General features: G+C 49.6%; 9 protein-coding genes, 1 tRNA gene and 1 rRNA gene. 3 read left to right on the top strand and 8 right to left on the bottom strand.

Annotation, left to right across the window (positions count from 1 at the left end; all coding sequences use genetic code 11):
• Positions 1-13: 13 nt before the first annotated feature.
• Genes HR45_RS17745 through argC form a run of 4 tightly spaced genes read right to left on the bottom strand, consistent with a single transcriptional unit; the run spans position 14 to position 3,978 of the window.
• Complete coding sequence (locus HR45_RS17745; protein ID WP_037445601.1) at positions 14-1,240, bottom strand: argininosuccinate synthase; 1,227 nt, start codon at positions 1,238-1,240, stop codon at positions 14-16.
• Positions 1,241-1,271: 31 nt separating this feature from the next.
• Positions 1,272-2,177, bottom strand: coding sequence for an ornithine carbamoyltransferase (locus HR45_RS17740; protein ID WP_037445599.1), 906 nt, complete (start codon positions 2,175-2,177; stop codon positions 1,272-1,274).
• A 12-nt stretch (positions 2,178-2,189) separates the two neighbouring features.
• Entirely contained in the window at positions 2,190-2,972 is a 783-nt protein-coding gene (argB, locus tag HR45_RS17735) for an acetylglutamate kinase (RefSeq protein WP_037445598.1), read from the bottom strand.
• 22 nt (positions 2,973-2,994) lie between these two features.
• Entirely contained in the window at positions 2,995-3,978 is a 984-nt protein-coding gene (gene argC, locus HR45_RS17730; RefSeq protein ID WP_037445596.1) for an N-acetyl-gamma-glutamyl-phosphate reductase, read from the bottom strand.
• Between the two features lie 245 nt (positions 3,979-4,223).
• On the opposite strand from argC, the gene argE reads away from it, so the two are divergent.
• The 3 genes from argE to HR45_RS17715 all read left to right on the top strand — a co-directional run bounded on the left by argE (position 4,224) and on the right by HR45_RS17715 (position 8,746).
• Positions 4,224-5,381 (top strand): acetylornithine deacetylase, encoded by a 1,158-nt coding sequence (gene argE, locus HR45_RS17725; RefSeq protein WP_037445594.1) that lies wholly within the window; start codon positions 4,224-4,226, stop codon positions 5,379-5,381.
• Positions 5,382-5,573: 192 nt separating this feature from the next.
• Entirely contained in the window at positions 5,574-8,213 is a 2,640-nt protein-coding gene (ppc, locus tag HR45_RS17720) for a phosphoenolpyruvate carboxylase (protein WP_037445593.1), read from the top strand.
• The gene (locus tag HR45_RS17715) at positions 8,210-8,746 is read left to right on the top strand and encodes a YceB family lipoprotein (protein ID WP_052074824.1); all 537 of its coding nucleotides are present in this window, start codon (positions 8,210-8,212) and stop codon (positions 8,744-8,746) included. The genes ppc and HR45_RS17715 overlap by 4 nt, the downstream gene beginning before the upstream one ends.
• Positions 8,747-8,811: 65 nt before the next feature.
• On the opposite strand, the gene HR45_RS17710 is transcribed toward HR45_RS17715, so the two are convergent.
• From HR45_RS17710 to rrf, 4 genes are all read right to left on the bottom strand, one after another.
• Positions 8,812-10,086, bottom strand: coding sequence for a CinA family nicotinamide mononucleotide deamidase-related protein (locus HR45_RS17710; protein ID WP_037445591.1), 1,275 nt, complete (start codon positions 10,084-10,086; stop codon positions 8,812-8,814).
• A 142-nt stretch (positions 10,087-10,228) separates the two neighbouring features.
• Positions 10,229-12,166 carry a formate-dependent uric acid utilization protein AegA gene (gene aegA / locus HR45_RS17705; protein WP_037445589.1) on the bottom strand — a complete coding sequence of 646 codons (1,938 nt, stop codon included), beginning with the start codon at positions 12,164-12,166 and terminating at the stop codon, positions 10,229-10,231.
• 268 nt (positions 12,167-12,434) lie between these two features.
• A tRNA-Asp gene (locus HR45_RS17700) sits at positions 12,435-12,511 on the bottom strand.
• A 71-nt stretch (positions 12,512-12,582) separates the two neighbouring features.
• Positions 12,583-12,698 (bottom strand): 5S ribosomal RNA (gene rrf, locus HR45_RS17695).
• Between the last annotated feature and the right edge of the window lie 155 nt (positions 12,699-12,853).

Genomic DNA, 12,853 nt, shown 5'->3' with positions numbered 1-12,853 from the left:
GCGCTTTACTCGCTTACTTTTGGCTGTTCAGTGCGCGGATGCGGCTGGCCAGTGAGTACAGACGGATAAAGCCTTCAGCATGTTTCTGATCGTAAACGTCATCTGCACCAAAAGTGGCAAACGCTTCAGAATACAGGCTGTTAGGTGATTGTTTCTTAACGGCAGTAACTTGGCCTTTATAAAGCTTCAGTACCACTTCGCCGTTAACATCTTTGGCTAGAGCTTCAGATGCGGCAACCAGCGATTCGCACAATGGGGTAAACCAACGGCCGTCGTATACCAGATGTGACATTTGGCCGGCGATCTGTTCGCGCCAAGAACGGCTTGGTTTGTCCAACACCAGCTCTTCAATCGCACGCAGCGCTGCCATCATCACGGTGCCGCCCGGAGTTTCGTAGCAACCACGAGACTTCATGCCCACCAAACGGTTTTCGGTGATATCAACGCGACCAACACCGTGTGGTGACGCGATAGCATTCAGTTTCAGCAGCACTTGGTAAGGTGAAAGTGCTTCGCCGTTAACTTCAGTGACGCGGCAATTTTCTACTTTCAGCGTCACATATTCAGCTTCGTTTGGCGCATCTTCTGGCTCAGCAGTCCAAGTCCAAACCGCTTTAGATGGCTCGTTCCAAGTGCTTTCCAACTCACCACCTTCAGTAGAGATATGCCATGCGTTAGCGTCACGGCTATAGATCTTAGTGGCTGATGCAGTAGTTTTGATGTTGCGTTCAGCGAGATAAGCCAGCAGGTCTTCACGGCTTTCCATGGTCCATTCACGCCATGGGGCAATCACGGTCAGATCTGGTGCCAACGCGGCAAAACAGCCTTCGAAACGCACTTGGTCGTTACCTTTACCGGTACAACCGTGGCACAGCGCATCAGCGCCCACTTTACGCGCGACTTCTACCTGCGCTTTGGCAATGATAGGACGTGCCATTGAAGTACCCAGCAAGTAAGTACCTTCATATACTGCGCCGGTCGCAATCGTTGGATAGATGTAGTCTTTAACCAGCTCTTCTTTTAGGTCGACGATGTGGCATTCAGAAGCGCCTGATGCCAGCGCCTTCTCTTCCAAGCCGACCAACTCTTCTTCGCCCTGACCGACGTCAGCACAGAAAGCGACGATTTCGCAGTTGTTATAGTTTTCTTTCAGCCACGGGATAATGGCTGAGGTGTCCAAGCCGCCGGAATATGCCAATACGACTTTTTTCACTTCGGTATTTGTTTTTGCGATAGACATGATTATTTCCTGAATTCCAAGGCCGCAGCCATCAACTTAATAGAGTTACCAGCACCGCATTCTGCGCATGCATACGGTTTTGTGCTTGCTGAAGGATCAGCGAGCCTTCACCATCCATCACTTCATCGGTGACTTCAACGCCGCGGTGGGCTGGAAGACAGTGCATGAAGTATTTAACTTGATACTTATCCATCATTTCACGGGTCACTTGATATTGACCAAATTTTGCCGCGATATCAGACAGCTTGGTGTTATCACCCATGGAGATCCATGTATCGGTATACACAGCATCAACCTCTTCCAGCGCTGCCACATCAGACGTCAGCAATAAACTGCCGCCATGTGCAGCTGCTAACTGTTGCGCTTGGGTTACCACAAAGCCATCAGGGAAGTGACCTTCTGGACAGATAACGGTCATCTGCATGCCGAGCACTGCAGCACCGAACATCAGTGAGTGAGTCACGTTGTTACCGTCGCCCATGTACGCTAACTTAACGTTTTTCAGATCGCCTTCATTTTCAGCAAGCGTGAGCAAATCCGCCAGCGCCTGACAAGGGTGATATAAGTCTGACAAGGCATTGATTACTGGTACTGTGCCGTACTCAGCCAGCTCTTCAATGGTCACGTGGCTAAAGGTACGTGCCACAATGCCATCAGCCCATTGTGAAATATTGCCAGCAAAATCTGCCACCGACTCACGTTTACCTAAAGCACCATTTTGCTGATCCATGTAGACACAGTGGCCACCCAGCTTGTTGATCCCGATATCAAAGCTGACACGAGTACGCAGTGAGGGCTTTTCAAACAGCATCACCACACTTTTGCCATCGAGCGCAGTGCGATATTCCTCAGGTGCGGCTTTAATCTTCTTTGCCAACTCTAACAGAGCCAACAACTGCGATTGACTCAGTTCTTTCAGAGACAACAGGTGCTTCATAATTCGTCCTTTCTATGGTTGTATTTGAGTGCCGATGTGCTCCCCTCGGGCCAGTGCAGCCAACTGAGCTGCATCTCGCCATGAAGCAACCTGAACTGGTTGCCCCATCTGCTCGGCTACCTCCAAGGCAGCCTCCACCTTCACTTTCATGCCTTTAGCAATCACGCCCTGAGCCACTAGTTCGGCAATCTCGGCGCGATTTAAGCTATTCAGTAGTTCACCTTTGCCATCCAGTACACCAGGTACGTCCGACAACAGAATTAGCTGACCATGCACTAACTTAGCCAACACAGTCGCGGCATCGTCGGCATTGACGTTGAGTAACTCACCGTCAGCGGTCATCGCAATTGAGCTGACAATCGGTAACCAGCCCTGCGATAAAATAAATTTCAAATAGGTGCCGTCTTTTGGTGCGACTTGGCCGACCATGCCCAATCTTGGATCTTTAATCGTCGCGTCGACCAAATTACCGTCGGCGAGGCTCAAACCCACCACAGTAGCGCCAGCAGCGGTAGCTGCACCTTGCAAAATCTTATTCGATGTCCCAGCCAAAGCACCGACGACCACTGGCATATGTTCTTTTGGGCTAACGCGCAGGCCATCGACTTTCTCTGACACCATGCCATTGGCTTGTAACTGCTCATCTACCAGATATCCACCGCCGTGCACTAACACCACTTTACGACCCGCATTTACCATATTTGCTGCGGTTTGCATCAAGCCTTGTAAGCCTTCAGGGCTCTGCATCAATGCACCACCGACTTTGAGAACCAATACGGTTTCATTTGTACTCATGAGAATCTCCGTAGGTGTCACATTAAGCTAATTGGTAATGAATCTTTATGCATTGCAATGCTTGGCTGGCGGCGCCTTTCATCAAATTATCGATAGCGCTTGATACCACCAGATAACCACTCTGCTCATCATATTTCCAACCGAGGATGCAGTTAGGTGTCAGCACCACGTCATCCACTTTCGGAAAACGGTTATGCATCACTTTGACGATGTCAGAGTTGTCGTACACCGCATAAGCTTCGCTGATTTGCTCAGTGGTGGTACCCGGTTTGAGTTGTACTGTGATGGTAGCCAGAATACCGCGTTTGAAGTTGCCCAAATGTGGCGTAAAGATCACTTCCTGCCCCAACTGCGTGGCAATTTCAGGCTGATGACGATGGCCAAGCACGCCGTATGGCGTTAACGACACTTCACAGAAACTGGTATGCAACTGTGCCTTACGGCCAGCACCGGTAACCCCACTCACGGCATTAATCACTGGGTAAGCATCAGTCAGAAATGGCTTCAACGGTTTTAACGCAGTTAATGACGCAGTTGGATAACAACCAGGCACCGCAATCATACGCGTGTTCGCAATCGCTTCGGCATTCCATTCAGCCAAGCCATATATGGCTTTTTCCAAAGTAGCCAATTGGTTGTGCTCAAAGCCATACCATTTTGGATATTGTGCAGGGTCGCTAAAACGATACGCACCGCTCAGATCAAATACCGCTAAGCCTTGCTCATAGAAATAAGCCGCCAGCTCCAAACTGATCACGTGCTCCAATGCCAACACCACAGCATCGGCTTCATTCACAATTGCCGCTTTCGCTTCAGCCGTCAGCGGTTGCAAGCTATGTTTCACTTGCTGATAAACAGGGTACAGGTCTGATAAAGGCTTACCTTTGTCGAGACTGTTTTCAGATACATACAACCCTTGAATGGTGAGTTCAGCTTCCGCTTGAATAAGGGCTGTGATTTGGGCGCCGGTATAACCGCTGGCCCCGATAATGGCAATATTTTTCATCGCACTCGCATCGTAATCTGATCAATAAAAAATGGGCAGCATTGCAACCGCCCAATCAAACCGCTCGTTGTTTAGTTTAACGCCACTGGGATTATTCGCAGCTATTATTTTCAGCGTTGCCGCTTAGCGTTAATCAAGTGCCGTATCAGCTTTCTGATGACACCTGTCAGAATTGTTTGCTAGACTACCACAAAAGCCTATTTATGCAATATATATGAATATATATATTTGGAGTTTCGTCCTATATGAGCAATAAATTGCCAACTTTGCAGCAAAGCTTCGGCGCACTGCTTGCCGCTCCGTCAATCAGTGCCATCGAAATCGCACAAGATCAGTCCAATAAGCCAGTACTTGATTTGTTATGCAGTTGGTTTGGCGACTTAGGCTTCGACTGTCAACAGCAACCCGTGCCCAATACCCGTGATAAGCATAATTTTCTGGCAACACTCGGCCAAGGTAGCGGCGGGCTGCTGCTGGCGGGTCATACAGACACAGTGCCGTTTGATGACGGTCACTGGCAGGTTGACCCATTTAAGTTGACCGAAAAAGACGGCCGTTGGTATGGGTTAGGCAGCTGTGATATGAAGGGCTTCTTCGCGTTGATCCTAGAAGCGCTGAAGGAGATTCCGCTCGATAAACTGAAACGTCCGCTGCATATTCTGGCCAGTGCTGATGAAGAAACGACCATGAATGGCGCCAAGGCGTTCGCTGCCAACGCGGCGATTAAACCTGAGTACGCCATTATTGGTGAGCCGACAAACCTGCGCCCGGTGTATATGCATAAAGGCCATCTGGCGCAAGGCATTCGTATTGTCGGCCGTAGTGGCCATTCATCCGATCCCGCCAAAGGGTTAAATTCGATTGATATTATGCATCTGGTGATTGGCCAGTTGCTTAAGCTACGCCAGCATCTTGCAGATAACTATCGGGAAAACGCTTTTAGCGTGCCCTATCCCACTATGAATTTTGGCCATATTCACGGTGGTGACGCCGCCAACCGTATTTGTGGTTGCTGTGAACTGCACTTAGACATTCGGCCACTGCCCGGCATTGCGTTGCAAGATTTAGAGTTGATGCTGCACCAGTACCTACAACCCGTCGTGGCCCAATACCCCGGTACTATCACTATCTCCACACTGTACCCCGGAAATGAGCCCTTTGCTGACTCGCCCGACTCAGACTGGAGCAAGTTGGTTGCCGCAGTCGCTGGCAATGCGCCCGAGGTAGTTAACTATGCCACTGAAGCACCTTATATTCGCCAGTTGGGTTGCCACACCTTAGTGCTCGGTCCCGGCAGTATCGAACAGGCACACCAACCTGATGAATATATGGCGGAAAATCAGATAAAGCCGACCGTAGAGCTACTGCGAAAACTGATACAGCATGCCTGTATCAGTGACTAAACGACTATGGCGTCAGCGTAGAAAGGCGCTATAAATGCAATAGTGAACCCTAAACTTTTCCTAAAAAATGCAGATTCTGCAACGGCACTCGTCACATTTGTATTACAAGTTGACCAGAGGGCCATTGGATGGGTATTGTGATTGGTTCTGGTTTTTACTTACCAAAGCCCTTCTTAAATGGAGCGAGGAACAATGGCAGATATGTATGCATCGCTGCGATCTAACGTAAATATGTTGGGTCAAATGCTCGGTGAGACGATGAGCACCGATCTTGGGGAGTCTTTTTTAGATAAGGTCGAGCAAATCCGTGTGCTGGCAAAGCAATCCCGTCAAGGCGATACCCATGCCCGCGAGCAAATGCTGGCGCTGCTGACTGCACTACCGGATCACGAGCTGGTACCGGTTGCCAAAGCATTTAACCAATTTCTTAACTTGGCCAATATTGCCGAGCAGTTCCATACCATCAGCCGTAACTGTGACGAAATGGTATGCGTGCCAGATCCAGTAGAACAGCTATTGGGCAAGATGCTGGACGATGGCCCTGTTGAACAACAGCAGATGTTGGAATGTCTGCGCAATCTTGATATCGATTTAGTACTGACGGCGCATCCGACTGAAATCTCCCGTCGTACGCTAATTTATAAATATGCGGCCATCGTTGACTGTTTAGCCGCACTGGAAAACACCCAATTAAGCGAGCGTGAAAAAGGTCAGCTGCACCTGCGCCTGCGTCAGTTGATTGCACAGATTTGGCACACCAATGAAATTCGTGAGCAGCGGCCAACGCCAGTCGATGAAGCGCGTTGGGGATTATCAACCATTGAAGCGTCACTGTGGCAGGCTATCCCGGATTTTCTGCGTCAGCTCAACGATAAAGTGCAAGACCGCACAGGTGTTCAGCTCCCGATCGATTTTGCTCCGGTACGTTTTTCAAGTTGGATGGGCGGTGACCGCGATGGCAACCCATTTGTTACTGCAAAAGTGACCGCTGAAGTGTTGGATCGAAATCGTCATGCGGCAGCACGTCTGCACTTAAAAGACGTGGTATTGCTGGTTGATGAACTGTCGATGTCCAAAGCGAATGCTGAGCTGAAGGCATACACCAATAACAGCCCAGAGCCTTACCGTGTTGTGCTGCGCGATCTGCGCCAAAAACTGCGTAACACCATTGATTACCTCAACGCACGCATCGACGGCCATCATCCAGAGGTGGATGAAAGCAGCATCATCTGGCATGAAGAAGATCTGAAAAAGCCGCTGATGATGCTTTACACCAGCTTGTATGACTGCGGTATGCGCTTAATTGCTAACGGCTTATTGCTCGACATGCTGCGTCGCATCGCCAGTTTCGGGATTCACATGGTGCGCCTGGATATTCGTCAGGATTCAGCTCGTCATACCGAAGTGATTAGCGAACTGACGCAATATCTCGACATGGGCGACTATGCCGCCTGGAGTGAAGAAGACAAGCAAGCATTTCTGTTAAAAGAGCTGCGTGGCCGTCGACCATTAATCCCGAACACTTGGAAACCCTCGGATGATGTCAACGAGGTGTGGTCGACCTTTAAATTAATCGCGTCGCAACCGAGTCGCTCGTTGGGCTCATATGTGATTTCGATGGCAAGTAAGCCGTCTGATGTGTTGGCCGTATTACTGCTGTTGAAGAAGTGCGGCTGTAAGCATCCTATCCGCGTGGTGCCACTGTTTGAAACGTTGGAAGATCTGACCCATGCCGCTGATGCAATTCGCCAACTACTGAGCATCGACTGGTATAAAGAGTATACCCACGGCATGCAGGAAGTGATGATCGGTTATTCCGACTCGGCGAAAGACGCGGGCGTAATGGCGGCGGGCTGGGCGCAATATTCCGCGCAAGAGCAGTTGGTCAAGGTCTGCAAAGAAGCCGGTGTAAAACTGGTGCTGTTCCATGGCCGTGGCGGTACCGTTGGCCGAGGTGGAGCTCCGGCACATGATGCAATTTTGTCGCAACCACCAGGTTCGGTTGATGGTCGTATTCGTGTAACAGAGCAAGGTGAGATGATCCGCTTTAAGTTTGGTTTGCCCAAACAAGCAGTGCAGTCGCTAGCCTTGTATACCTCAGCCGTGATGGAAGCCACCTTGCTGCCGCCACCAGAGCCTAAAGCTGAATGGCGCGAGTGTATGAATCGCGTTGCCGCAGATTCGGTCACCGCTTATCGCGATGTGGTGCGTAACGAACCTGACTTTGTGCCCTACTTCCGTGCGGCCACGCCTGAAATCGAACTGGGTAAATTGCCATTGGGTAGTCGTCCAGCTAAACGCAGAGTCGATGGTGGCATCGAAAGTCTGCGCGCCATTCCGTGGATCTTTGCTTGGTCGCAAAACCGCTTAATGCTACCGGCTTGGTTGGGGGCGGGTGAATCGTTAAAACTGGCGATTGACCGCGGCGAAGAGGCCTTGCTAAAAGAGATGGAGCAAGAGTGGCCGTTCTTTAGCACGCGTATCTCCATGATGGAGATGGTGTTTGCCAAAGCAGAGCCCAACTTGGCCCGTTACTATGAAAAGTGCTTAGTCCCCGAATCTCTGCATCATCTGGGAGATAAGTTGATTGAACGTCTGCAATTAGGCATCGATGTCGTCAAACAACTTACCGAATCCGATAGTTTGATGTCGCATACACCTTGGAACCGCGAATCGGTGCAACTGCGGAATCCTTACATCGATCCACTAAACTTCTTACAAGCAGAGTTATTAGGTCGTACTCGCAAGGAAGATCAACCCAGTGCTAAACTAGAGCTGGCACTGATGTTAACAATCGCCGGTGTTGCCGCTGGCATGAGGAATACAGGTTGATCAAACGGTTACTTTTATTACCGCTGATACTGTGGCTGGCCGGTTGCGCCAGCCAATACAGCATTTCGGAACAACAAGTTCAGCAATATCTCAACGATAAGGTCGTCAAGCAGGTAAAACTCGATAGCGACGGTATGAAGATACAGTCGGGCATTACCCGTTTGGACGTTAAATTAGGCGAGCAGCCCGAGCGCATTTCGGTCACCGCATTTGGCGAACTCAAGATTGATACGCCATTGTTTCCGCTTTATGCCAGCATGCAGGCAAAATTTAACGCCAAGCCGCGCTACCAAGCGAGTAACCATGGTTTGTATCTTGACGATCTGCAGCTAGAAGATGTGTCACTGACCCCGGAAAAGTTGCAAACCTTAATTGGGCCAGTCGCTAGACAGATGGCGAATCAGGCGAAAAGCCTGCTTCAGCAACAGCCTATTTACGTGCTAAATAGCGATAAGCCCAAAGAGGCGACCATCGCTGAAATGACCCAAAGTATTAAGGTTGAGCCAGGTAAACTGACGCTGCTATTTAAATGATAGTGAACTAAATGGCACAACAAAAAGGGCACGCTAGTGCCCTTTTCGCTATGTAAATTTACTACTTATTTGGCGTAACGACGAATAGAACTGTAATCGACCACTACGGCTTCATTATCCAGCTCACGGCGCAGCATGTCATAGGCAACAGCCGCACTCAACGAGCGTACTAAGTCACGGGAACGACCTGAGATTTTCACCATCTGGCTATACACAGCATTGCGGGTGGCGAGGGCAATGGCCACAGTACCAACTGGCTTTTCCTCTGTGCCGCCATCAGGGCCGGCAATACCACTCGTTGCTAACGCATAGTCACAGTCCAGCAAACTGCGGGCGCCACGGGCCATCTCTTCAACCACTTGAATTGATACTGCGCCAAAATCGTCTAAGGTCTGAGGTTTAACGCCCAGGACTTTGACCTTACTTTCGTTGGAGTAAGTCACTAGCCCCTGCTGCAGATAAGAAGAGCTGCCAGCGAAAGCGACTAATTGGCTGGTAATCAAACCTCCAGTACAGGATTCTGCTGCACTCAAGGTTTTGCCAGAGCGGTAAAGCTTGTGATGGATCTCTTCTGCTAAGGTCGCTTTATTTTCGGCGACGACCGCTGTTCCGAGTGCCGCCTTTACTTGCTCGGCTACCTGAGGTAACTGCGCAATTGCTTCGTCTCCACGGGCGAATAATTTAATTTCGATATGCGGCATTGAAGAGCGGTAACCAAGCGTCATGCCAACCGGCAACGCCAACGGCTCAAGCTTAGATGCGAGTAAGGATTCTCCATGACCGAAGGTCAGAATTTTATGCAACGCCACATTTGCATTGATACCGAATTCCTGCTGCACGAACGGTAGAAACTGTTCGTTAACCATGTGCTTCAACTCAAATGGCACACCAGGAGTAAAGAACAACCAAGCACGATTGAGTTTGACGCGAAAGCCACAAGCGGTGCCAACCGGATTGTCGATCATCACTGCCGATGCTGGCAGCCAAGCCTGTTTTAGGTTGTTCGCCGACATCACCCGGTTATTGCGCGAGAACCAATCTTCTAGATGCGCACGCCACTCTTGGTTTTCAACTAACGGTTCACCTTTAGCTTGTGCCATCGCTTCAGCAGACAAATCGTCAGATGTTGGTCCTAAGCCGCCATTGACCAAAATGATATCAGCGTGAAGACTGCGCTCTTGAAACACCGCCACCAGATCTTCCATGCGATCACCTACAGTTACTCGTCGCTGTACTTCAATCCCATGTTCCATCATAAGATTCGCGAACCAAGCAGCGTTGGTATCTACTATCTGCCCAGATAAGACTTCTTCTCCGGTGCAAATCATTTCCAGCTTCATTCATGCTCCTGCGTGTAATCGATATTGCTTATAGAGAGTACGCCAAAAGCCCAGGAAAAGGTATGCTAGATGAGTATTAACCCGCTGCATTCGTGCATAAAAAAACGCCTGTTGGGCAGACGCTTATAATCGGCTGATTGAGTTAAAGCCCCAAGGAAGCCACTATGCCTTTAGCAGCACGGCGACCATCAGCCATTGCCGTAACGACCAAATCTGCACCACGCACAATATCACCGCCAGCGAAGATTTTTGGATGGCTGGTTTGGTAAGGGAATTCACTGGTTGCCTCAGCCTCGATTAATCCCCAACGATTAAGAGTCACGCCAACGTCACTCAACCATGGCATAGAATGTGCGCTAAAACCGAATGCGACAATCAGTGCATCAGCCGCTAAGGTAAACTCTGAGCCTGTGATGATTTGTGGTCGGCGGCGTCCAGAGGCATCAGCGTCTCCTAGCTCAGTCCTGACAAACTGCACGGACTCAAGCTTGCCATCAGCATCAAGATTGATCCCCGTCGGCTGCACGTTAAACAGAAACTCGGCACCTTCTTCGCGCGCGTTCTTCACTTCTTTTACCGAGCCCGGCATATTCGCTTCATCACGACGATAGGCACAAGTCACAGCTGAGGCACCCTGACGCACGGCGGTACGTAAGCAATCCATTGCGGTATCACCGCCACCCAGCACGACGACTCGCTTATTGGCTAAGTCGATATATGGTTCGTCCTGCTGCTCAGGTAAGCCCATTAAGTGTTTGGTGTTGGCAATCAGATAAGGCAGTGCCTCATAAACACCATTAGCGTCTTCATGATCCAAACCCGCTTTCATCGACTGATAGGTTCCTGCACCTACGAATACCGCATCAAACTCATGCAGTAACTCAGCAACGGAGAGATCACGACCAATTTCAGTATTAAGACGAAACTCAACCCCCATATCGCTAAACATCTCACGGCGATTGATCATGAGTTGCTTATCGAGCTTAAAGGAAGGAATACCAAAGGTCAGCATACCGCCAATCTCAGGCTGTTTTTCAAAAACGACCGGTTTAACACCGTGACGCGCCAACACATCGGCGCAGCCCAACCCAGCAGGACCAGCGCCGATAATTGCCACTTTTTTACCGGTATCTTCTACATCAGCGAGTTGCGGCTTCCAGCCCTGAGCAAAAGCGGTATCGTTAATATAGCGCTCAATATTGCCGATCGTCACCGCGCCATAGTTCTGCTTGAGAGTGCAACTTCCTTCGCACAGTCGATCTTGCGGACAAACACGCCCACAGATTTCGGGCAGCGAACTCGTGCTATTCGATAACTCCGCAGCTTCGATAATTTTACCCTGCTTAGCCAGTGCTACCCACGCAGGAATTTGGTTATGAACCGGGCAAGTCCACTCACACACGGCATGATCGCTACAACTAATACAGCGGCTGGCCTGAGACTCAGTCTGTTGAGCAGTAAAAGACTGGTAAGTCTCAACAAAGCTAGCTTTACGCTCAGCTAATGCGGTTTTGAGCGCCTCTTGACGAGGCTGACTGGCGACCCGCTGCATCACTTGTTGTAGCTGATTAAAACGAGGCGCCTTAGGTACAACTTTACCGCCTACGGTATTTAATTGCTTCACACGGCGAGAGAGAGCAAGCGAGGTCTCGCTCTGCAAATTAAGCGCTTTCGTCGGACAAGCAGACACACATGCGGGACCATGGTCAGTATCACTGCATAAATCGCACTTCTGGGCGAGCGAATGACCAAGTTCATGATTCACTGCCATCTCTATCGCACCAAATGGACAAGCCAATACACAGTTGCGACATCCGATACATCTATCCTCATTCAAGGCGACATGATCATCTTTCTGTTCGATGGCAGCAACCGGACAAGAAGCGATACAAGGTGCATTTTCACAGTGATGGCACGCTGCGGCTGCATTGTATGGCTGAGACTTGATGACATTGATCCGAGGGCGAAATAACGCAGGCGTCGCCGGATATTCCCCCTCATTATGCGATAGTACGCAAGCAACTTCACAGGCACGACACCCCAAACAGTCGCGAGCACTTGCAACGACAAAGTGATTCATACGCTCCGATGACCTCATTATCCTTATTTAATTGGCGTCATTCAGCATCATTACTCTCACACGCAAGCGTGCTCCCCAGGAGAGAAATTAGTGAATAAAGTCATTCTAGGAAGAAGTGTTAGTGGAAACGTTGATTTGAGTCAGAGTTGCTTATGAAAAGCTAATTTATAATACAATTAAATAGCGAATCTTTATTCGCCATTAATGCTTGCAGATTGGCAATATAGAACACATTAAGGCCTCGTCGTAAGACGAGGCCTTGATGTGTTGGCGGAGCGGACGGGACTCGAACCCGCGACCCCCGGCGTGACAGGCCGGTATTCTAACCAACTGAACTACCGCTCCAACGCTTTTTCCCACTAGCTGGTACTAAACTTTTTGATTTCACTTCCTTAAAAGTGGAAATCTAATTGGGCGTCTGGCGATGACCTACTCTCACATGGGGAAACCCCACACTACCATCGGCGCGATTGTGTTTCACTTCTGAGTTCGGGATGGGATCAGGTGGGACCACAATGCTATTGTCACCAGACAAATTCTTTATTTGTTCTCGCAGTTATCTGCAAAAACAGTAATTCGGAAAGCTGACTTATTCTGTAGTCGCTGTGTTCTCATACTTCAAATCAAGTATTTCTTTATTCTATCAAGGTTATCCAAAAACCCATCGGGGTTGTATGGTTAAGCCGC

Source organism: Shewanella mangrovi (assembly GCF_000753795.1).
GTDB classification, from domain to species: Bacteria; Pseudomonadota; Gammaproteobacteria; order Enterobacterales; family Shewanellaceae; genus Shewanella; species Shewanella mangrovi.
Note: the sequence above shows the minus strand (reverse complement) of the source record. Positions and strands in the feature narration are given on the sequence as shown.

Excerpts from the sequence above, each read along its gene's own strand:
- HR45_RS17745 (WP_037445601.1), bottom strand. The coding sequence starts at position 1,240 with ATGTCTATCGCAAAAACAAATACCGAAGTGAAAAAAGTCGTATTGGCA.
- HR45_RS17740 (WP_037445599.1), bottom strand. The coding sequence starts at position 2,177 with ATGAAGCACCTGTTGTCTCTGAAAGAACTGAGTCAATCGCAGTTGTTG.
- argB (WP_037445598.1), bottom strand. The coding sequence starts at position 2,972 with ATGAGTACAAATGAAACCGTATTGGTTCTCAAAGTCGGTGGTGCATTG.
- argC (WP_037445596.1), bottom strand. The coding sequence starts at position 3,978 with ATGAAAAATATTGCCATTATCGGGGCCAGCGGTTATACCGGCGCCCAA.
- argE (WP_037445594.1), top strand. The coding sequence starts at position 4,224 with ATGAGCAATAAATTGCCAACTTTGCAGCAAAGCTTCGGCGCACTGCTT.
- ppc (WP_037445593.1), top strand. The coding sequence starts at position 5,574 with ATGGCAGATATGTATGCATCGCTGCGATCTAACGTAAATATGTTGGGT.
- HR45_RS17710 (WP_037445591.1), bottom strand. The coding sequence starts at position 10,086 with ATGAAGCTGGAAATGATTTGCACCGGAGAAGAAGTCTTATCTGGGCAG.
- aegA (WP_037445589.1), bottom strand. The coding sequence starts at position 12,166 with ATGAATCACTTTGTCGTTGCAAGTGCTCGCGACTGTTTGGGGTGTCGT.